Origin of the sequence: Clostridium pasteurianum (genome assembly GCF_001705235.1) — a bacterium.
In the GTDB taxonomy this organism is placed as follows: domain Bacteria; phylum Bacillota; class Clostridia; order Clostridiales; family Clostridiaceae; genus Clostridium_S; species Clostridium_S pasteurianum_A.
This window is the reverse complement of record NZ_MCGV01000001.1, coordinates 1225563-1246727: the sequence shown is the minus strand read 5'-3', so window position 1 is coordinate 1246727 and position 21165 is coordinate 1225563. Positions and strand designations below refer to the sequence as shown.

Sequence of the window (21165 nt, the reverse complement as noted above, 5' to 3'; positions counted from 1 at the left end):
ACACTATAAATTACATTAGACTTTAAAAGAGAACGGAGGTTTTCTAATGCAGTATTTAAAAGAAGAGGTTAGAAAAAAAATAATTGATGAAGCTTTAAATGAATTTTCAAAATGTGGTTATACTAAGGCTTCCATAAGAAATATAGTTAAAAATGCTGGGACTTCTGTGGGAAATTTTTATAAGTATTTTGAGAGCAAGGAGGATTTGTACGAAAAAATTATAGATCCAGTGTATAGCAGGCTTATGAATTATTTAGATAAGTTTTCTGAGGTTGAAGTAAATGAAGAGGCTCAGGATATATTTTATGAGCTTATGGAAAAAGTAGTGGACATATTCGAAGAAAACAAAGATGAGTTGTCACTTCTTTTAAATAGCAGCAGCGGTTCGAAATATGAGAATTGTAAAATGATTTTTAGAAATTTTATAACAGAAACTGTTACTAGAAGTTTTACATATATGCTATCAAAAGATAATAAAAGGATTAAAGATGATTTTGTTATAAAGCTTCTCTCTTATAATTTAGTGGAGAGTATTTCTATAATATTAAGAGAAAAAGAAAGCAAAGTGGAAGTAAGAAAACTTATGCTGACTGTAATAGATATTTTTTATGGGGATTTAATAAACAAACTTGATATAGAAAAATTATGAGCGTGAGGAGGGCAAAGTTATTGGAGAATTTTATTGAACTTAAAGATGTTAGAAAAATTTATAATATGGGTGAAGTTGAAATTAAGGCAGTAGATGGTGTTTCATTTTCTATTGATGCAGGTGAGTTTGTTGTGGTATTAGGTGCAAGTGGAGCAGGAAAATCTACTATACTGAATCTTTTAGGCGGTATGGATCAGGTGAGTTCTGGAACTATTAAAGTTGGTGGAAATGAAATAAGCAGCTATAACAAGAAAATGCTTACAAAGTACAGACGTGAGGATATAGGTTTTGTATTTCAATTTTATAATTTAATTCAAAATTTAAGTGTCATAGAAAATGTAGAACTTGCAGTTGAGATATGCAAAAATCCATTAGATCCTGAAAAAGTACTTAAGAATGTAGGACTTCAAGATAGAATGCACAATTTTCCATCACAGCTTTCGGGAGGAGAGCAGCAGAGAGTATCCATAGCAAGAGCACTGGCTAAAAATCCTAAACTTCTTTTATGTGATGAACCTACAGGAGCGCTTGATTATAATACTGGTAAGTCAATATTAAAGCTTTTATATGATACTTCAAGGAAATATAATATGACAGTTGTTGTAATAACACATAATTCAGCAATAGCACCAATTGGAGATAAAGTAATACATGTTAAAAATGGTAGGGCCGAGAGTGTAAAGAAAAATGAAACTCCAGTACCTATAGAAAGTATAGAGTGGTAATTATGGGAAAGACTTTTTTTAAGAATCTTTTTAAAAGTATAGTTAAGACTAAGTCCAGATTTTTATCTATAGTAATTATTATAGCAGTTGGTGTTTCGTTTTATGCTGGTGTTAGAGCTTCCAGTCCTGATATGAAAATGTCGGCGGATAAATATTTTGGTGATAATAATTTTATGGATTTTAAATTGATTTCGACTTTAGGAATTACTGATGATGATGTAAGGGCAGTAAATAAGCTTAAGGATGTAAGTATGGTTGAAGGCGTAAAGTCAATGGATGCTGTTATAAAAAATGATCAAAATGATATAGTAGTTAATGTTGAATCACTGCCGAAGAGAAATGGAATCAATAAAATACAGTTAGTTAGAGGAAGGTTACCTAAGAAAAATAATGAAATAATTCTTGAAGAACGTTTTTTTAAAGATAACAAATTTAAGCTTGGTGAATCTTTAAAACTTGATACAGGTAGTGATGCTAATATTGATGATAGCCTTAAAGCTTCAAGTTTTAAAATTGTGGGAACAGCCAAATCTCCTATATACATATCATCTCAAAGGCAAATGAGTTCTGTTGGTAATGGAAATGTTAGAGGCTTTGTATATATAATGCCTGATGATTTTAAAAGTGATGTGTATACTTCAATTTATGTTAAGTTAAATGATAAATATTCTAAAACCAGTCTTATTGATAACGAAAAATATAAAGATGATGTAGATAGCATTAAAAGCAAACTTGAGGCGTTAATGAAGGTAAGAGGAAATGTAAGATACAAAGATATACTTAAGGAAGCTCAAGGTAAAATAAATGATGCAGAGAATAAATTAAATGCTTCTAAAAAAGATGCTGAAGATAGCTTTTCTAGCGCTCATAGTAAGCTTAATGATGCACAAAATAAATTAAATGCTGGAAAGCTTCAATTTCAAAGTAATGAAGCTGAATTTAATACTCAAATAAAAAATGCAGAAAATCAAATACAAAATCAGAAGAATGAACTGCAAAATAATGAGACTCAAGTTAATTCTAAGCTAACGGATGCTCAAAAGAATAAAAATTCCATAGAAAGTGCTAAGACTGAGATAAATTCAGCGCAGGAAAAGCTAAGTGCAGAAGAAAATATTGCTCTAAAAAATGCTTCTAGTGCTGCTGAGGCTAATGCCATAGAGTCAAAATATGCTGCTGCTCAGAATGATTTGAATTCTAAAAAACAAACTATAGACAGCAGTGAAAAAGCTATACTTGATGGAGAGGCTAAGCTTCAAGCTGCGTTAAATCAAATTAATGATGGCAAAGTTAAATTAGGTGAGGGTGAAAAAGAATTATCAGCTAAAAAAAATGATGGAATAAATAAACTCAATGCTGCAAAGCAGAATATTGATGTTGCTCAAAAAGAGATAGATGATAATACTCAAAAATTAAATTCTGAAGAAAATGATACAAATAAAAAATTTAGTGATGCAGAAGAAAAGATACAGCAAAATAGAGATAAATTAAAAGACATAAAGAAGGCAGAAATTTATGTGCTTGGCAGGAATGAAAATATAGGATATGCAAATTACAATCAGGATACCGATAGAATAGACAATATAGGAAAGGTGTTTCCTCTTGTATTTTTCCTTGTTGCAGCTCTTGTAAGCCTTACAACTATGACTAGAATGGTTCAGGAGAATAGAACAGAAATAGGTACATTTAAGGCTTTAGGATATTCTTCTGGTGCAATAGTGGCACATTATTTAATTTATTCACTTGCAGCAAGTATTACTGGAAGTATCATAGGAATATATCTTGGATTTAAGATATTTCCACCATTTATAATGAATGCATATGGATCATTATATGCGCTTCCTTATATATCAGTTTTGAATTTTCAACTTTCGCTGGAAGCGTCAGTTATAGCAGTAGTATTTACAACCTTAGCATCGGGAGTTTCTGCATTTGATGAATTAAAAGAAGTTCCAGCTTCTCTTATGAGACCTAAACCACCTAAAGCAGGCAAAAAAATTTTTCTTGAAAGAATAACATTTATATGGAAAAGATTTAACTTTACTAAAAAAGTTACTGCAAGAAATATATTTAGATATAAGCAGAGATTTTTTATGACAGTAATAGGTATAGCAGCTTGCACAGGGCTTATGATAACTGGATTTGGACTTAAAAGCAGCATAATAGGGGCGGTTCAAAAACAATTTAACGTTATTTACAAATATGATATGCAGACAACTATAAATAAAAACATAGATAGTGATGAGAAAACTTCAATAGAAAACACAGTAAAAACTGATGATAATATAAAATCGATTTTGTTTTATTATTCAAAAAATGCTGAGGTTAAAAAGAGTGACAATAGTAGTGAGGACATTTATGTTGTGGTACCAGAGAAAAAGGAAAATTTAAATAAATATATAGATCTTATTAATGGCAATAGCAAACTTAAACTTTCAGACAATGGTGTTATAATAAGTAAAAAAGTTGCTAAACTTATGAATAAAAGAGTTGGAGATAAATTTGATATAACTTTAGATAAAAAAGTTATACATGTGAGAATATCAGGTATAACAGACCAGTATGTTCAGCATTATATTTATATGAGTCCTCAGTATTATAAAAAAGTAACGGAAAAAAGTGTACAATTTAATGGCTTTTATGGACTTCTGAAAAATATGTCAGATAAATCCCAAAATAAAACTTCTAAGATTATCTCCGGTATTAAGAATATAGGAGCTGTAAGTTTTAAGAATAATACTTATGGTGATATAAATAAGAGTACAAATAGTATAAATTCAGCTGTTTTAATTCTTATAGCATCAGCTGGTGTACTTGCATTCGTTGTAATATATAATTTAACTAACATAAATATAAGTGAGAGAAATAGAGAACTTGCAACTATAAAGGTACTAGGATTTTATGATAACGAGCTTGCTATGTATATATACAGGGAAAATATTGTTTTAACCATAATAGGAAGCTTAATTGGTATAGGATTTGGAATGCTTTTGAATGTTTTTGTTTTAAGTTCTGCTGAAACTGATATGATGTTATTTTTAAGAACGGTAAAACCATTATACATCTTATTTTCGGTACTTTTAACTATGATTTTCTCAATAGTTGTGAACATTGCTATGTATAGAAGATTTTATAAAATAGACATGATAGAATCTTTAAAAAGTGCAGAATAAGTAGACTTAAGTTTGTAAGGTATTGAAAGAAAATTTTAATAGTAAATGCAAAAGGAATTTCCGATGAGGGAAATTCCTTTTGTATTTAAAAAGTTTTAATTTGCTGAATCAACTAAAGCTTTTACGAGGTCTGGGTAATACCAAGAAAGCATAGTTCTATTAAATATAGCATAAGTATCAGGTTGACCAGGATTATAAGCTCCATTATCCCACCATATAGGAGTTATGCCTCTTTTTCTTGCAGCACTAACATAGTATTTAGCGTGGGCTACTCTTGAACTTAAGTTGTTTTTGTCAATACTTCCAAATTCACCTATTACTACAGCTGTGCCGTTTTTAATAAATTTGTTATATATAGCATCCATTTGTGAGTCTAATGCTGCTTTATCAGCATCTGAGCCCCAAGTTGAAACGCTAAGATCAGAAGTATCCATTGCAAAGTAATAAGGTGCATACATATGAAGAGATACGATTACTCTGCTGTCGTTGTTTGGAATTGTTAATGCATTCATAGCAGCAGGTTCTACTGATGCAGCATAAGTTGGTACCATAATAAATCTAGAAGAGTTATTTCCCCCAGTAGATCTTATTGCGTTTACAGCAGTTAGGTTATATTGATTAACTGCTTGACGAGATTCATCAGTTCCGCCTGACCATTCAGTAGCTGAACCAACTTCTCTAGGTTCGTTAAGAGTTTCAAAAATTAAATAATCACTGTAATTTTTAAAACGGTTTGCAATCTGATTCCAAACTAATGAGAGTTCATGTACTGTGTCACCTTCGTGTTGAGAATTTGGTACAACCCAAGGATCATCATGATGTACGTTGATAATAGCATACATATTATTATCAAGAACATAGTTTACCACTTCTTGAACTCTATCAAGCCAAGCTTTATCAATAGTATAATTAGGAGCAGCACCAATATGATCTTTCCAAGTTATTGGAATTCTTACAGTGTTAAATCCAGCTTTTTTTATTTCATCAATCATAGCTTTTGTTGTTTTTGGAGCACCCCAGCCTGTTTCATCAGGAGATGCATCAAGAGTATTCCCTAAATTCCATCCAACCTTCATGTCTTTGACAACCTGCATGGACGTTATATTTCGCATTCCTGTATAAGCAGTAGATGCATGTACAGGAATTCCGGAAAGCATAGATGTTCCTAAAAACAAAGTAGAACATAAAATGCTTATTTTTGAAAAAAATCTTTTTAACATGTTTATGTTACCCCCCTTAATTAATATAAAGTAATTAAAAAAATTTACAATCATTATTCTACTAAATTATACTTTATACTGGATCATTTGTATATATAATGTATAGATGGTATAAAACTATATGCATTAATTTTTGGCAATGAATAAGAATTAAGTAGTATATTGTTATATTTATGGAATATTATAGCTTATTTCTTCATAACAGTTTGAAAAAGCAAAAAAAGATTAGTAAATTATACTTATTACTTATTGAAAAGTAAATTTCATTATTTTAAATATAAGAATCTATAATTAGAGGTGAATATTAAGATTATATAAAAAAATGCACTCACAATTATAAAAATTGTGAGTGCATTTTTTTATATATTTATTATTAAGCTCTGTTTACTGAACCAAATAATATCATTTTTTCTTTAACTTTAGCTTTTATTGCTTCAAAACCAGGGGCTAATAATTTACGTGGGTCAAAGCCTTTTCCTTGTTTATCTTTTCCAGCTTCAATGTATTTACGAGTAGCTTCTGCAAATACTAATTGACATTCAGTATTAACGTTGATTTTTGCAACTCCAAGTGATATAGCTTTTTTAATCATATCATCAGGAATTCCAGTACCACCGTGTAAAACTAATGGCATGTTACCTACAGTGTCTTCTATTTTCTTTAAAACGTCAAAGTGTAAGCCCTTCCAGTTTGCTGGATATACACCATGGATATTTCCTATTCCAGCAGCAAGTATGTCAACTCCTAAATCAGCAATTTTCTTGCATTCAGCAGGATCAGCAACTTCACCTTCACCTACAACTCCATCTTCTTCTCCACCTATTGCACCAACTTCTGCTTCAACAGAAATTCCTTTTGCATTGGCAGTTTTGATTACTTCTTTTGTTTTTTCAATGTTTTCTTCTATTCCATAATGTGAACCATCGAACATTATAGAAGAAAATCCTCCGTCTATTGCTTTGAAAGCACCTTCATAAGTACCATGATCTAAGTGTAATGCAACTGGTACAGTAATATTTAAATCTTTAATTAATCCTTTAGTCATCTGTGCAACAGCATAAAATCCACCCATGTATTTTCCTGCTCCTTCAGATACACCTAAAATTACAGGAGAATTGTTTTCTTGTGCTGTTAATAATATTGCTTTAGTCCATTCTAAGTTGTTGATATTGAATTGACCAACAGCATATTTGCCTTCTCTAGCTTTTTTTACCATTTCTTTTGCTGATACTAACATAATATTACCTCCAAAACTAATATATAGTATAAAAAAAATCTCTTACTACAGCTTATTATAATCTAAAATTGTTAAAAAGAAAACAAAAACTTTTTATCTTAAATTAAAATATTGTGTTAAAATTGTTGATTTATATTAATTTGTAGGCATTTTGACGCAATTTAAGAGCAGTGAGAAGAATTATCACTAATAATATTATTAATTTAATAACAATCATTTAGATCAATATAGCAATAGTTTTTATATAGATTATTTTTTTAGTTTATTATTGAAAAATCTTTATAATTCTTAAGGTTTACTTAAAAGTATTTTTAAGAAATAGTTTTAAGATAGTTTATGAACAAAGTTATATGAAAGAGGGTAGACGGTAATGGAAAAAGCAGAAAAAATAAAATCACATAAAGTTTCTATATTTAAAAGCATTGTAACTGTGCTTTCTGTAATATATATTGCAGCGCTATTAAAAATAATTTTATTTAAAAATGTGACATTAGCACAAATGTTTGGAGAATACAAAAAAATGCGTTCAGTTAATTTGATTCCGTTTAAATCCATATTTGAATCTTTTGCAGCATCTAAGGGTATGGGGGCATTTTGGACTGCTAGCAATGTATTTGGAAATTTAATTGTATTTATACCCTTTGGATATCTTGTTCCAATGATGTGGAAAAAAGCAATGAAATTTAAAAATATTTTAATGCTTTCTGCAGGGTTAAGTCTATTTTTTGAGACTTTTCAATATATAACTGGTACTGGAAGTAGTGATATTGATGATATTATGCTTAATACTATGGGAGCTATTATAGGATACATATTATTAGGTTATTTGAAGAAATTTATAAAGAAGGACAAGATTCAATACATTTTTGTTATTTTTGTTACAATTTTATTTTTGGCAAGTGGATTTTTTGTGGCCTTTGAGAAGTATGGTGTAATGCTGCATCTTACTAAGTTGCATGAAGTAGTAAAAGGTGGAAATGATATACCTAAAAGTAGGGCAGATGTTTTTGGAAAATTTATAGATGGAAATGAAAGTCAAATAAGTTTAAATACAAAAATAGAAGATAGTGATGTAAAAAGAACTGTAGTTAATGGTAAGGTGAAAAATAAAACTGATAAGGTATCTGAAAGCAATATAAATGTTTTGCTTAATTCATCAACTAAAGTTTATTTACAGAGGAGAAGTTATAGTGATAATACAATGACTATAGTGAATACTAGAATGTCAAAAAATAAAATTATAAAAATTAGTAGGAATTCCTGGATTGAAGTATGGGGGAAACGCGAGAATGATAAAATTTTGGCAAGTATTATAGTAGTCCAAGCAAAAGAGTAGTTTTATGAATATGGGAGTAAAGGAAAGGATAAGAAATGAAAAGTATATTTAGAAAAAAGATTTGGATTTTTGCATTATTATTCATAATTGCATTAATGATTAAAAATGGAAGTGGAATGTTTAGTATATTTAAAAATAAATTTGAAACTATTAGTTTCTTTGGAAAACCAAGAATATCTGCTAAGGCTGCATTAACTCTGGATGTAAGTGACAATAAAATAATATATCAGAAGAATATACACGAAAGAATGTATCCTGCAAGTACTACGAAACTTTTAACTGCTCAGGTTTTTGCTGATAATATGCAAAGAGATAGTCTTATAACCTATACAAGAGACTCAAAGATGCAGCCTGCAAGCAAACTAGATTTAATAGTAGGTGAAAAATTAACGGGAGATACAGCAATGAAAGCAATGCTTATATATTCTGCTAATGATATTGCAGAGGCTATAGGTGAAAATGTAAGTGGCAGCATTCCAGCATTTGCAGAAAAAATGAATGAAAAAGCTAACTCACTTGGTCTTCATGAGAGCAATTTTGAAAATTCAAATGGTTTGCCAGATGAAAATCATTATACAACGGCATATGATTTGAGCTTAATTGCTAAAAATGTATACAAGTATCCGTGGATAATGGAGACTATAGGAAAAAGAAATTGTGATATTAGGACAAGAGGTAGATATATTGATCTTCAAAATACGAACAAGCTTCTAGGAATTCATGGCTGTATAGCTGGAAAAACAGGATATACTTCAGAAGCTGGAAGATGCCTAGTTGCATACTATGAAAGGGATAATAAGAAAATGATAGGTATTGTATTATGCGATAATGATGAGGAAAGTATAAATAAGGATATGGAAAAGATTATCGATTGGAGTTATTCAAAATTGCATTAGATTATCTTGAATAAAGATTATTAAATCCAAGGTTTTTAAGGTATAATTTTCTTGGGGTGGTAATGTGAATGAAAGAGTTTTAGTAGTGGATGATGATGAAGAAATTGCTAATTTGGTTTCTATATATTTAACTAATGAGGGATATGAAGTAATTAAAGCTTATGATGGCTTAGAGGCTTTAAATATGGCCTATAATTATAAACCACAATTGGTGATTTTAGATATTATGATGCCTGGTATAGATGGTATGGAGGTTTGTAAAAAAATCCGGGAAAGTTTGAATGTACCTATTATAATGCTAAGTGCAAAGGTTCAGAGTAGTGATAAAATTGCAGGGCTTTTAACCGGTGCTGATGATTATATAACTAAGCCTTTTGATCAGCTTGAATTTATTGTACGTGTAAAAACTTTAATGAGAAGAACTTATTTATTTGATAAAAAAGAAAATGAAAACCATGATAGAGGTTCTATAATCTTGGGTAGCTTAACTATAAAGAAAGCTACGCATTCAGTTTTTGTAAATGATAAAAAAATAGAGTTAACGGCAAAGGAATTTGAAATATTATATCTTTTAGCAAGCAATCCCGGAAGGGTTTTTAATGCTGAGGAAATATTTAAAATTGTATGGAAGGAGAGATATTTTCAATCCAATAATACAGTTATGGTTCATATAAGCAATCTTAGAGATAAAATTGAAGGCTATTTAGATGGCGAAAAATTAATACATACTGTATGGGGGGTAGGGTATAAAATTGAAAAAAAGTGAAGTGTATAAATTTGAGTTTAAAATTTTTAGCTTATTTCTAATTGTTGCAGTATGTTCTGAAGTAACAGTACTTTTTATTGGAGTTCTAAAGAATGCTATTGAAGAGATAATGATAGTTTATTTTAGTAATGCTCTTACTATTGCACGAGCTGCTTTTAGTGACATAACAAGTTTTTTTAAAGCATTTAGTATTTTTGAATATATAATAGCATTTATTGTTTGGTTTCATGTTATTTTTAATAAGAAAAGTAAATACTTCTTAAAAATAAGTGAAGCTGTTAGTGAAATGTCAGGAGGAAATTTTAAAATTCGTGTAGATGTGAAGTCCGAGGATAAGCTTGGAAAGTTGGCATCAAATATTAATAAAATTATGGATGAATTTAATTCAACTTTAGAAGATGAAAGAAGATCAGAGCAAACTAAAATGAATCTTATAACCAGTGTATCTCATGATTTAAGGACACCGCTTACTTCTATTTTAGGATACTTGCAGCTCATAGAAAATGATGAATGTAGGGATGAAGTTGCTCTATGGTATTATGTTGATATAGCCTATAATAAAACTAAAAGATTAAAGGTTTTAATAGATGATTTATTTGAACTTACAACCTTAAATAATTATGGAAGAAAAATTTTAAAAAAGGAAATAGATGTGGTAGAACTTATAAATCAGCTTGCAATTGAATATAGGCTTAATTTTAGAAAGGCAAATATTGAATGCAGATTGGATTTTACAGATGAAAAAGTACATATTTTAGGTGATAGTATACTACTTGTGAGGGCTTTTGAAAATTTAATTTTTAATTGTATAAAATATTCTAAGACCAGTGATTTTATGGATATATCTGTTCAAAAGGAAGATGATAAAGCTATTTTACGCTTTATAAATTATGGTGAGCCTATATCGCCTCAAGATATTCCTTATATTTTTGAAAGATTTTATAGAGTTGAAAAATCAAGATCGGATAAAACTGGTGGCTCGGGTTTAGGACTTGCAATAGCTAAAAATATTGTTGAACTTCACGGAGGAGAAATTAGCGCAGAGAGTAGTATTCATGAAACTGTATTTAAGATAATACTTCCGTGTATATAAAATTAGTTATACAATATTTTTATCAAAAGGGCTTTTGTAATACATTTATGGAGGGTTTTTATGAAAAAATATTATGAAACACATCGCCTTATACTTAAAGTTCTTAATAAAACATATTCAAAAGAAGTTTTAGATTACTATGTGAGAAATAAAGAATTTTTAGAAGAATGGGAACCAGCAAGAAAAGCAGAATTTTATACGAAGGAATATCAAGAAAAGCAGTTAGATATGGATTCAAGGAGTATAGAAAGTGGAGAAGCATTTAAGCTTTGGATATTCAAGAAGGGAGAAAATAAGACCATAGGATATTTTGCTTTTAACAATATTGTAAGAGAAATTTTCTTATCATGTTTTCTTGGGTACAAGCTTGATGGAGATGAAATTAGAAAAGGATATATGTATGAAGCACTTAAAAAGGGGATAGATATTGCATTTAAAGAATTGGGACTGCATAGAATTGAAGCTAATATCATGCCTAAAAATAAAGCTTCGCTGGCACTTGCTCAAAAGCTTAATTTTTATAACGAAGGACTTGCTTATAAATATTTAAAGATAGATGGACAGTGGGAAGACCATATACATATGGTTCTGCTTAATGCGGAAAAGTAATATTTTATAATGTAATTGGGATAAGAAAGTGTATTTGCACTTTCTTATTTTTTATAAATATTGTTATTAAAATAGGAACGCTTGTTTACAAACAAATGGATTAAATTCTATTGAAAGTTAAAACTCAATAATTTATACTTTAGTTGTAGTTAATCTCTATATAGGGGGAAAATAAATGTCAGGTAAAATAAAAATTACAATTTTTGAAGATGGACATGTTCAAGGGGAAATTAATGGCATTAAGGGTAAAAAATGTACTAATTATATAAAAATATTAGAGGAACTTTTGGACTCTAAAGTTGTGGATTCTGATTATACACCAGAGTATTACGAATTAGAAACTCAGGATATAAATGAAGATGAAAAATTAACTCTTAAAAATAATTAAATTTCAAAATAGTTAATTAAAGAAAGAGCAGTTGATTATCATGAAAATAAGGTTGCATAGATTTTTGGATAAGACACAGGTTGAAGGTCCAGGTACAAGATGTTGCATTTGGGTGCAAGGATGTAAAAGACATTGTAAGGGATGTGCAGCTAAGGAAACATGGTCTTTTCAATATGGAAATATAGTTGAAGTTAGTGACTTATATCAAAGAATAATTAATATAAAAGGAATAGAAGGAGTTACATTCGTTGGAGGAGAGCCATTTGAACAAGCAGCTCCCTTGTATGAGCTTGGCAAAAAACTTAAAAATATTGGGCTGTCTATAGTTGTATTTACAGGCTATACATATGATGAAATATTGAAAAAGGGAAATGAACAATGGTTAAATTTATTATCTATAACTGATTTATTAATTGATGGTGCTTTTGAAGAAGATAAATTTGACTTATCAAGACCTTGGGTTGGATCTTCAAATCAAAATTATAGATTTTTAACGTCAAGATATGAGAAACTTGAAAGAAATCTTAAAACTATTAAAAATAAGATTGAAATCATAATGGATAAAAACGGTAACATTTTAATAAATGGTATGGGAGATTTTAAAAAAATCAAAGAAATATTTAGAAGTTAAAATGGAGGAGAAACATGGATAATAAAAATAGTGCATTTGATACTAAAAAGCGTTTGGCAAATCTTTTTAAAGCTCGATTTCCATATGTTTATATATCTACATGGGAAGAAGAAAGAGTTATGGAGGAAATAGAGGATTTAGCGAATGATGTAGAACTTATAAGAACTCCACGAAAAGTAATCTATTGGAGTCAAACTGAAGGAATTAAAGGTGAAGAGGTTAATGGTAGCGATGAGACAAAAAATCCTTTAAAAGCATTAGAATTTATAGAAAAATTTCAAGAAGCATCTATATTTGTACTTAAGGATTTTCATGTGTATTTTGGTGTGCATGGTAAAAACATTGATTATCAAATTATTAGAAAAATTAGAGATATGGTTCCGAGATTGAAACAAAGTCCTAAACCTAAAAGTATTGTATTTATATCGCCATTTCTTGTATTACCAGATGATCTTCAAAAGGATATAACTATAGTAGATTTTGATTTCCCATCTATAGAAGAAATAAGAAATGTCTTAGATGAAATGATAAGAGTTAATGGGCAGAGTGGAAGAATTAAGATTTCTCTAACTGAAGAGGAAAAAGAGAGATTATCAAAAGCTGCTTTGGGATTAACACTTAAGGAAGCTGAAAATGCTTTTGCAAGGGCTATGGTTGAAGATGGATCATTAGATATAAATGATTTGAATGTTATATTAGAAGAGAAAAGGCAGGTAATTAAGAAAACAGGCATACTGGAATTTGTAAAAAGCAATTTAAGAATGGAAGATGTCGGTGGACTGGAAAACTTAAAAAGGTGGCTTACAAAGAGAAATAAATCATGGCTTGATTCAGCTCAAAAATATTGTTTGCCAGCACCTAAAGGAGTTTTAATAACAGGGGTCCCGGGATGTGGTAAAAGTCTTATAGCAAAGGCAATTAGTGCTATGTGGCATTTACCATTATTAAGGCTTGATATGGGTAAAATATTCAGCGGTATTGTTGGAAGCTCTGAAGAAAATATGAGGATGGCTATAAAGACAGCAGAAGCGGTTTCACCTTCGATTTTATGGATAGATGAAATAGAAAAAGGTTTTAGTGGTACGGGAAGCTCGGGTGATGGTGGAACATCTACTAGAATTTTTGGAACGTTTCTTACATGGATGCAGGAAAAAACGAAACCAGTATTTGTTGTATCAACTGCAAACAATATAAATTCTCTTCCTCCTGAACTTATGAGAAAGGGTAGATTTGATGAGATATTCTTTGTTGATTTACCAACTAAAAAAGAGAGAATGGAGATATTTAGACTACATTTAAAGAAAAGACTTAAAAATCCAGAGGTAGCTAGTGGACTAGAAATAAATGATGAGTTATTAGAAAGATTAGCTAATATTACAGAAGGTTTTGTTGGTGCGGAAATAGAGCAGGCAGTCATTTCAGCATTATTTGAAGCATTCTATGAAAACAGAGAACTTAGGGAAGAGGATTTAATAAGGGTTATAAATAATACAGTGCCACTTTCTGTAACCCAGCGTGAGCAGATTATAGGTATAAGAGAGTGGGCAAATGTCAGAGCTGTGGCTGCAACGGCAAAAGAAGATAGAGCTGAATATGGGGAAGAAGCAAATAGCAAATCAGATGCAGATTCAAATTCAAAAGTTAATAGTGGTAATGATCATGATGATATAAAAAATAACAGGGGTGGAAGAACTATTGATTTTTAAAGGAGGAAAAATTATATGTCAGTATCTTTAGTTTTTGTTCCTATAGCACTTGCTTTAAGAGTGGCTATGGGAAAGGAAAGGTTTAACAGTTGGTTAAAATCTTCAGAAGTAAAAGTCTCAACTAATTTTAAGAATGAAGAAGAATTATGCAAAGTTGTGAAAAAAGCTGGGTACGATGTTGTAAGATTTGCAGGTTCTTTAAAGACTCATATGAATGGAGAGAAAAGTTTTTTCTTTTGGGAAGTTGAAAATGAAAATTTTACTGCTGTTTTTTCAAAATATGATTCTGAAGAAGATATAGATAATTTTATAAGAACCGTTGAAAAGGCAGCAGGAAGAAAAGTATTTAACAGTACAAAGGAAGAACTTAAATATAATGTTGAAGATCCAAGAGAAGTTAATGAAATTCCACCTTTACCTAAGTTTACAGATGAGATGTTTCCTACTAATTTTAAGGATGGTAAACTTTTATACAAGACCCTTAAGGATTATGGAGTTAACCCGCAGATGTCAGAAAGTGGAGATTTAGTATGTAAGGTTGAAAATGCAGAATTAGTATTTCATTTACCAGTTGATAATGGTGTTTATAATGTAGAGATAAAAAATTATGGTGGTTTAAATTTGATATACCCTCATTTATCTAATATAGATGAAGAATATAAAAGAAACGTACAGAGTAATACTTATAAAAATGTAGTAAAAAAATTAAAGGAAAAACAAGTTACTATAGAAAACGAGAAAATACTTGATGATAATTCCATAGTTCTTACAATTGATACCGGGAGGCTTAGTTAATGAACACAATTGATGAAATAGATAATTTGTGCAAAAATGCAATTTTTATAAAGTGTGCATATAAAACTTTAATACCATCTAAGAAGTTAGAAGCCGCTATATCAAATTATAGTATACCAAAATCAGAAGAAGTTATATATTTATATGATAATACATCACTTCAAAACGGAAAAAGGGGAGTGGCTATTTGTTCAAGTGGAATTTATATTAAGGATATATCTCTTAATTATATTCCATGGGAAAGGTTTTCTAAAGTTTCAATTGAATTTAGGGACAAAAGTTTAATAAAATCATCCAAATTTGAAATTGATGGTTGTAATATTTATTTAGATGATAATACTATGCCATTAAAAGAGTTTGCTCAATTATTTATGGATATTCAGAATGTTTTAAAGGGCAAAGAATATACGTCAGAAAGAAAACTAGATATAAATTTAAGTATGAGTGAAAAGATAGATAAATTATGCAAAGCATTATCAATTGAGGCAAAATATATTTATAAAGACTCTATTGAGAAATATTTTTTTGAAGAAGCTAAAGAAAAGTATTCAATGAAGGATTCGGATGAAATTATAGCTCTATATGATACTTCCTTGCTTAAATATGGAGCAAATGGTTTTATTATTTGCAGCAGTGGAATTTATTTTAAAAACTTTAGGGAAAAAGCGAAATATATTTCATGGCAGGTTTTAGCTAAAAGTGAGCTAAAAGGAAGTGAAGATAATGTATTAGTAGGGACTTATAAGTTTTGTCCTAATCCAGGGTGCTCTCCCGCTATATTGCAGCTTCTAAAAAATATTAAGGAAATTTCATTAGAATCACAAGATTGCATTGAAGATAGTAATGAATTATCTGAAGGCAATAAGACAATGAATGTAATTGACAAATTGAATCATTTGTGCGAAGATGCACTAATATCAAATTACTGTTATAAGACTATGATTTCTACAAATAAAATGATGAAGGTAAAAAAGTCTTATCCTATACCTGATTCAGAGAAAATTATAGCTTTATATGATAGTAGTTTGTTTAATAATGGAAAAAGAGGTGTTGCCATTAGCGAAAATGGAATATACATAAAAAATGTTTGGGAAAGTGTTAAGTACATTTCATGGAATAATTTTATTAAATGCAAAATTAAATTGAATGGCACTGATGAAATACTTATAGGTGAATCCAGTCTTATGATATACGATGAAGTAGAAAATCAATTGCTAGAATTTTTAAAGCAAGTACAGGAGATTTTTTTAGGTAAGCAAGATAAGAAGATTGAGCATACGGCAGAAAAAATGGAACAAAAATCGGATGATGATAAAGTTTATTTAGATAAAAATCAAACAGAAAATAAAAATGGCGGTAGTACTGAGTCTAATATTAAGGTGGAGTCTAAAGATGAATGGAGAATTGCGGTAGATGGTAAACAGTATGGAACATTTGATAGTAAATCTTTAAAGTCAAGAATTAATTCCGGTGAATTAAAGGTAGAAAATTGTTACGCATGGAGACCTGGAATGAGTGAATGGATGCCGTTTTTACAAATAGAAGAACTAAAGAGCTTAATTAGCAACTCAGGTTTTGAAGCACCACCACTGCCAGATGAAATTAATATGAGTTCTCAAAATGACAAGAAAACTGATAAAATTGATATTAATAATTGCAGCTTAGATGATCTTCTTAATCTTGATTGTATGAATTTAAAGAATTCAAAACTTATACTTGATAAGCGAAAAGATGGAATGGTATTTAATAGTGTAGAAGATGTTGGACAACTTTTACAATTAAAACCTCATCAAGTAGAAGAGATAAGAGAGAAGCTTAGTTTTAATAAGAATGATTTTAATTTAGAATATAATAATGGTAAAAAAGAGTCTCACTCAAGATTAATAGATTATTGATTTTAAAATATCGCTAATGAGAGGAGAATAAATATATGGATAATAATATTGGCAATATATATGAGTTATGTGGAAAAACATCGATGAAGCGATATTATTATAAAGATAGTATTCCTGAGAAAAAGATTATAAATGCAAAGAAAGCGTATCCTTTACCTGATTCAGAGAAGATTATAGCTTTATGTGATAGTACGATTTCTGGAAATGGTAAAAATGGTTTGGTTATTTGTGAGAGTGGTGTTTTTTTAAAGAATATGACTCAAAAGGTTAGGCATGTTACATGGGATGATTTTATTACAAGAACAATAGCAATACAGAACAGTGCTATTTGCGTTGGTGAGTTTAGGTTTTTTGTTAATAATGGACCCAAGGATCAAATATGTGATTTTTTACAGGACATTCAAAAAGTTTTAATTGAAGAGAACAAAAATAAGGTAATTACAAATGAAAAAATCAAGCAATTATGTAAGCTGTGTGAAAAAGTTTCAATGAAATATTATTGTAGTAGTATAAAGATTTCTTCTGAAAAAATAACGAATGTTAGGAAAAATTATTGTATACCAGATTCGGAAAAGATTATAGCTTTATTTGACGAAGGTAAATCTGAGGAGAAGGTAGGGTGTGGTATTGCTATTTGTCAGGGAGGTCTCTATATTAAAAATACACTTTTGAGGGCTGTGCATATTTCATGGGAAAATTTTATTAGGAATAAACTAGAGATAAAAGGAACTGCACTAATAATAGGTGGGTTTAACTTTATTAGTACTATTGTAGTGAGAAGTGAATTGCCACAATTTATGCAGAAAATTCAAAATCTTTTATTGGAGGATGAAGATAGTACAGAGAAAAATACTAATGCAAGTACATCAGAGGACAATATTACCACTAATAAAATTAATGATATAGAGCCAAAATGGAAAATTGCTATAAATGGTAAGCAGTGTGGAACTTTTGATAAGAAAACTTTAAAGTGCAAAATTAATTCAGGTGAACTTAAAATTCAAGATTGTTATGCATGGAAATTTGGCATGAGTGATTGGATACCTCTTTTACAAATACAAGAACTGAAAGATTTAATTGACGAATCATTTTTTAATGTACCGCCATTACCAAATGAAATTAATAATATGAATTATAAAAGTGAAGTGGAAGACGAGAAGATTGATATTAATAATTGCAGCTTAGATGATCTTCTTAATCTTGATTGTATGAATTTAAAGAATTCAAAACTTATACTTGATAAGAGAAAAGGTGGAATGGTATTTAATAGTGTCGAAGATGTTGAACAACTTTTACAATTAAAACCTCATCAAGTAGAAGAGATAAGAGAGAAGCTTAGTTTTAATAAGAATGATTTTAATTTAGAATATAATAATGGTAAAAAAGAGTCTCACTCAAGATTAATAGATTATTAAAGAGAAAATTTAGGAGAATTTCTTTCGTAGAAATTCTCTTGTTTTATGTTTTGAATTAAAGTATTTTCAATCTGTAGCTTTAATATATATCTTGAAAATTGTAATATACAAAACATAAGAGGGTACCCATTATAAATAATATTAAATCTATAAATATGCTTATATTATGTAACGGGACAGCATTTGGTATAATTAGTATCTTATCTTTTGTCTGATTAAAGAAATTAGAAAGTATTTTAATAGGAAAATATATTGGAATGTAATCACAATTGTTTTTAAATGCATAGCCTAAAGTATTTTTGTTTGCCATGGGTATAAAAACTGACATGTATGAATTGCAGATACAAACTACAGCACTGTAGATAAATGGTATTATTGAGTTTTTACAAAGTAGAGCTATTAAAATTGCAATAGGCAAAATTGCATATAGGCACAATATATGATATAAGTTCAATTTTAAGTATACAAGCAGAAGGTTCTTTGTAAGCTCGGCGTGATTAAACACGCTGCCGAGTAAAAGTGCAAAAAAAAGCTGAAAGAATATTAAGCTAGCTGTTAAAAGTAATATGAACACTAATTTTGAAAAAAATATCTTTAGCTTACTAGCTGGATAGCAAAATAAATTAGACATTGTCTTTAAAGAAAATTCTCTTGTAAATATATAAGCAGCAATTAGTGTGGATAGTGGAATAGTTAGAAAATTAAAGGATGCTTTTTCTATTAGAAAGATATAATTAACACTATTTTTTAAGGAACTTCCGTTGGTTGCCAAAAGATTTAAGCCTATTGGTAAAATGGATACTATCAAAATTAAAGACAAATAAAAATGAGATTTTTTTATTTTTAAGAATTCACAATAGATGACATTATACATTTGAAACATCTCCTGTTATTTTATTTCGCATTTGGAGTAATATAGTAAACATAAAATAATTCCTATAGCAAAAGTTATCAAAGCTATAAGTATACTTGAAGTTTGCATTGGTACGGAATTTAAACTTATATTCATAACTGTTTTTACAGATTTAACACAATTTTGAAATACTAGCGTTGGATAATAGGCTACAAAGTAATTCTGATTGTTATACAAAAAACTTCCAGTAGAGTTTGTTTTTAATTTTAATATATAAATGGCAATATACATATTAGCTAAGGAAATTATAAAACTATAACCTACAGGCACTATAAAATTTTTGGAAATTAGTGAAATTAGGAGTCCAATTGGCAAAATTGCATATATGCAAAATAATTCATATAAATTTATTTTTAAGTAGGTAAAGAAAATTTGACTTGTAAGTTCATCATGTTTTAATAAAAGTCCCATTAAAATGACTAACAAAAATTGAAAGAGTATATAGAAAGCTATTAAAATACCCGAAGCCATTAATTTTGAAAAAAATACTTTGGTTTTACTCAGTGGATAGCAAAATAAAGTGGACATTGTTTTAAAATGAAATTCTTTTGTGAATATATAAGAAACAATTAAGGTGGATACTGGAATACTCAAAAATCCAGGAGTAAACTGCCAGGCTTGAAAAATATAGCTAGTCCAGTGTATTGTACGGTTAGTTCCTAAAAAATTAGAGCATGAAGTTATAGGCAAAAAGCATGTAATTATTAGCAAAAATAAATAAAATTTAGATTTTTTTAATTTAAGGAATTCGCAGTAAACAGCATTAGGCATTTACAGCACCTCCTGTTAGCTTTACAAAATGATCTTCAAGGTTATCTAAACTAACAGACATTTCATATAATTCTATATTATTTTCAGCTAATATTTTAGAAATAACAGCGCTTTTGTCTAGCATTCCGTAAATTCTTATAATGTTTTTTTCAGTAACTTCATAATCTTTAAAATTAAGTTTATTTTCAAGAAGGAAGCAGGTTTTTTTATCATCACTTACTTTTATTTTTAGGTATTTTCTATTTTTCCTTTGAAGCTCTTTATAATCTATTTCCTCAAGTAGACGACCTTTGTGTATAATTGCTATTTCAGTTGCAAGATGTTCTATTTCGCTTAATAGATGGCTTGATATTAGTATTGTTAGGCCTCTTTTATTGCATAAATCAATAAGGGTATCCCTCATAGTTTTGATTCCGATTGGGTCTAAGCCGTTAGTAGGTTCATCAAGAATAAGGAGTTCAGGCTTGTGAAGAAGAGCTCGTGCAAGACCTAATCTTTGCTTCATTCCAAGTGAGTAATTTTTGACCTTTTTATTTTTTATTGCGCTAAGGTCTAAACCAGCAGTTTCTAAGGCATCTTTAATGTATTCTTTATTTTCTATTTCCATCATTCTTCTGTGAATTTCAAGATTTTCTTCTCCAGTAAGGTTTGGATAAAAACCAGGATATTCTATTATTGCTCCAATCTTTTTGAACACCTCTCTAGAAGGATTAACTTCTCCAAATAGTTTTACTTCTCCATTTGATGGTTTTATAAGATTTAAAATCATACGAAGTGTTGTTGTTTTACCAGCACCATTTTGCCCTAAAAATCCATAAATTTGTCCTCTTTTTATGTTCAAATTTAAGTCGTCTACTACTTTTATATTCTTGTAAGTTTTTGTAAGATTGTATGTTTCAATTATTGATTCCATGAAATTCACCTCGAAATATATATTACCCTATAAT

19 protein-coding genes are annotated in these 21165 nt (G+C 29.4%); 14 read left to right on the top strand and 5 right to left on the bottom strand.

Annotation, left to right across the window (positions count from 1 at the left end; translation table 11 throughout):
- The first annotated feature begins 46 nt into the window (after window positions 1-46).
- From BEE63_RS05520 to BEE63_RS05510, 3 genes are read left to right on the top strand one after another with little or no spacing between them, the layout of a single operon-like run.
- A complete protein-coding gene (locus tag BEE63_RS05520; protein ID WP_066020426.1) occupies window positions 47-649 on the top strand; it encodes a TetR/AcrR family transcriptional regulator in 603 nt (200 codons plus the stop codon).
- Between the two features lie 20 nt (window positions 650-669).
- Window positions 670-1374 carry an ABC transporter ATP-binding protein gene (locus BEE63_RS05515; protein WP_066020425.1) on the top strand — a complete coding sequence of 235 codons (705 nt, stop codon included), beginning with the start codon at window positions 670-672 and terminating at the stop codon, window positions 1372-1374.
- Window positions 1375-1376: 2 nt separating this feature from the next.
- Window positions 1377-4547: an FtsX-like permease family protein gene (locus BEE63_RS05510; RefSeq protein WP_066020424.1), complete on the top strand. Its 3171-nt coding sequence runs from the start codon at window positions 1377-1379 to the stop codon at window positions 4545-4547.
- A gap of 95 nt (window positions 4548-4642) precedes the next feature.
- On the opposite strand, the gene BEE63_RS05505 is transcribed toward BEE63_RS05510, so the two are convergent.
- Entirely contained in the window at window positions 4643-5767 is a 1125-nt protein-coding gene (locus tag BEE63_RS05505; RefSeq protein ID WP_066020423.1) for a glycoside hydrolase family 5 protein, read from the bottom strand.
- 373 nt (window positions 5768-6140) lie between these two features.
- A complete protein-coding gene (fba, locus tag BEE63_RS05500) occupies window positions 6141-7004 on the bottom strand; it encodes a class II fructose-1,6-bisphosphate aldolase (RefSeq protein WP_066020422.1) in 864 nt (287 codons plus the stop codon).
- A gap of 370 nt (window positions 7005-7374) precedes the next feature.
- Here fba and BEE63_RS05495 point away from each other — a divergent pair, with 370 nt between their 5' ends.
- From BEE63_RS05495 to BEE63_RS05445, 11 genes are all read left to right on the top strand, one after another.
- Window positions 7375-8340: a VanZ family protein gene (locus BEE63_RS05495; protein ID WP_066020421.1), complete on the top strand. Its 966-nt coding sequence runs from the start codon at window positions 7375-7377 to the stop codon at window positions 8338-8340.
- 35 nt (window positions 8341-8375) lie between these two features.
- A complete protein-coding gene (locus BEE63_RS05490; RefSeq protein WP_066020420.1) occupies window positions 8376-9236 on the top strand; it encodes a D-alanyl-D-alanine carboxypeptidase family protein in 861 nt (286 codons plus the stop codon).
- Window positions 9237-9300: 64 nt separating this feature from the next.
- Window positions 9301-10002, top strand: coding sequence for a response regulator transcription factor (locus BEE63_RS05485; protein WP_066020419.1), 702 nt, complete (start codon window positions 9301-9303; stop codon window positions 10000-10002).
- Entirely contained in the window at window positions 9989-11095 is a 1107-nt protein-coding gene (locus tag BEE63_RS05480) for a sensor histidine kinase (protein ID WP_066020418.1), read from the top strand. Before BEE63_RS05485 ends, BEE63_RS05480 begins: the two co-directional genes overlap by 14 nt.
- Before the next feature lie 60 nt (window positions 11096-11155).
- Window positions 11156-11704 carry a GNAT family N-acetyltransferase gene (locus BEE63_RS05475; RefSeq protein WP_066020417.1) on the top strand — a complete coding sequence of 183 codons (549 nt, stop codon included), beginning with the start codon at window positions 11156-11158 and terminating at the stop codon, window positions 11702-11704.
- A gap of 175 nt (window positions 11705-11879) precedes the next feature.
- Complete coding sequence (locus tag BEE63_RS05470) at window positions 11880-12092, top strand: DUF2997 domain-containing protein (RefSeq protein WP_066020416.1); 213 nt, start codon at window positions 11880-11882, stop codon at window positions 12090-12092.
- 40 nt (window positions 12093-12132) lie between these two features.
- A complete protein-coding gene (locus BEE63_RS05465) occupies window positions 12133-12723 on the top strand; it encodes a 4Fe-4S single cluster domain-containing protein (RefSeq protein WP_066020415.1) in 591 nt (196 codons plus the stop codon).
- A gap of 14 nt (window positions 12724-12737) precedes the next feature.
- Complete coding sequence (locus BEE63_RS05460; RefSeq protein ID WP_066020414.1) at window positions 12738-14429, top strand: AAA family ATPase; 1692 nt, start codon at window positions 12738-12740, stop codon at window positions 14427-14429.
- Between the two features lie 15 nt (window positions 14430-14444).
- Entirely contained in the window at window positions 14445-15224 is a 780-nt protein-coding gene (locus BEE63_RS05455) for a hypothetical protein (protein ID WP_066020413.1), read from the top strand.
- Window positions 15224-17119: a DUF4339 domain-containing protein gene (locus BEE63_RS05450; RefSeq protein WP_066020412.1), complete on the top strand. Its 1896-nt coding sequence runs from the start codon at window positions 15224-15226 to the stop codon at window positions 17117-17119. Before BEE63_RS05455 ends, BEE63_RS05450 begins: the two co-directional genes overlap by 1 nt.
- 35 nt (window positions 17120-17154) lie before the next feature.
- The gene (locus tag BEE63_RS05445; protein WP_066020411.1) at window positions 17155-18534 is read left to right on the top strand and encodes a DUF4339 domain-containing protein; all 1380 of its coding nucleotides are present in this window, start codon (window positions 17155-17157) and stop codon (window positions 18532-18534) included.
- A gap of 79 nt (window positions 18535-18613) precedes the next feature.
- Here the strand turns inward: BEE63_RS05445 and BEE63_RS05440 are convergent, their stop codons facing one another.
- The 3 genes from BEE63_RS05440 to BEE63_RS05430 are packed head-to-tail and all read right to left on the bottom strand — an operon-like array spanning window position 18614 to window position 21131.
- Window positions 18614-19408: an ABC transporter permease gene (locus BEE63_RS05440; RefSeq protein WP_066020410.1), complete on the bottom strand. Its 795-nt coding sequence runs from the start codon at window positions 19406-19408 to the stop codon at window positions 18614-18616.
- 15 nt (window positions 19409-19423) lie between these two features.
- Window positions 19424-20218, bottom strand: coding sequence for an ABC transporter permease (locus tag BEE63_RS05435; protein WP_066020409.1), 795 nt, complete (start codon window positions 20216-20218; stop codon window positions 19424-19426).
- The gene (locus BEE63_RS05430; RefSeq protein WP_066020408.1) at window positions 20211-21131 is read right to left on the bottom strand and encodes an ABC transporter ATP-binding protein; all 921 of its coding nucleotides are present in this window, start codon (window positions 21129-21131) and stop codon (window positions 20211-20213) included. The genes BEE63_RS05435 and BEE63_RS05430 overlap by 8 nt, the downstream gene beginning before the upstream one ends.
- Window positions 21132-21165 lie beyond the last annotated feature (34 nt).

Bases quoted from the DNA above. Each gene is read 5' to 3' on its own strand.
- BEE63_RS05445 (WP_066020411.1), top strand. From the start codon at position 17,155: ATGGATAATAATATTGGCAATATATATGAGTTATGTGGAAAAACATCG.
- BEE63_RS05455 (WP_066020413.1), top strand. From the start codon at position 14,445: ATGTCAGTATCTTTAGTTTTTGTTCCTATAGCACTTGCTTTAAGAGTG.
- BEE63_RS05495 (WP_066020421.1), top strand. From the start codon at position 7,375: ATGGAAAAAGCAGAAAAAATAAAATCACATAAAGTTTCTATATTTAAA.
- BEE63_RS05460 (WP_066020414.1), top strand. From the start codon at position 12,738: ATGGATAATAAAAATAGTGCATTTGATACTAAAAAGCGTTTGGCAAAT.
- BEE63_RS05470 (WP_066020416.1), top strand. From the start codon at position 11,880: ATGTCAGGTAAAATAAAAATTACAATTTTTGAAGATGGACATGTTCAA.
- BEE63_RS05475 (WP_066020417.1), top strand. From the start codon at position 11,156: ATGAAAAAATATTATGAAACACATCGCCTTATACTTAAAGTTCTTAAT.
- fba (WP_066020422.1), bottom strand. From the start codon at position 7,004: ATGTTAGTATCAGCAAAAGAAATGGTAAAAAAAGCTAGAGAAGGCAAA.
- BEE63_RS05520 (WP_066020426.1), top strand. From the start codon at position 47: ATGCAGTATTTAAAAGAAGAGGTTAGAAAAAAAATAATTGATGAAGCT.
- BEE63_RS05465 (WP_066020415.1), top strand. From the start codon at position 12,133: ATGAAAATAAGGTTGCATAGATTTTTGGATAAGACACAGGTTGAAGGT.
- BEE63_RS05505 (WP_066020423.1), bottom strand. From the start codon at position 5,767: ATGTTAAAAAGATTTTTTTCAAAAATAAGCATTTTATGTTCTACTTTG.
- BEE63_RS05435 (WP_066020409.1), bottom strand. From the start codon at position 20,218: ATGCCTAATGCTGTTTACTGCGAATTCCTTAAATTAAAAAAATCTAAA.
- BEE63_RS05490 (WP_066020420.1), top strand. From the start codon at position 8,376: ATGAAAAGTATATTTAGAAAAAAGATTTGGATTTTTGCATTATTATTC.
- BEE63_RS05440 (WP_066020410.1), bottom strand. From the start codon at position 19,408: ATGTATAATGTCATCTATTGTGAATTCTTAAAAATAAAAAAATCTCAT.
- BEE63_RS05450 (WP_066020412.1), top strand. From the start codon at position 15,224: ATGAACACAATTGATGAAATAGATAATTTGTGCAAAAATGCAATTTTT.
- BEE63_RS05430 (WP_066020408.1), bottom strand. From the start codon at position 21,131: ATGGAATCAATAATTGAAACATACAATCTTACAAAAACTTACAAGAAT.
- BEE63_RS05510 (WP_066020424.1), top strand. From the start codon at position 1,377: ATGGGAAAGACTTTTTTTAAGAATCTTTTTAAAAGTATAGTTAAGACT.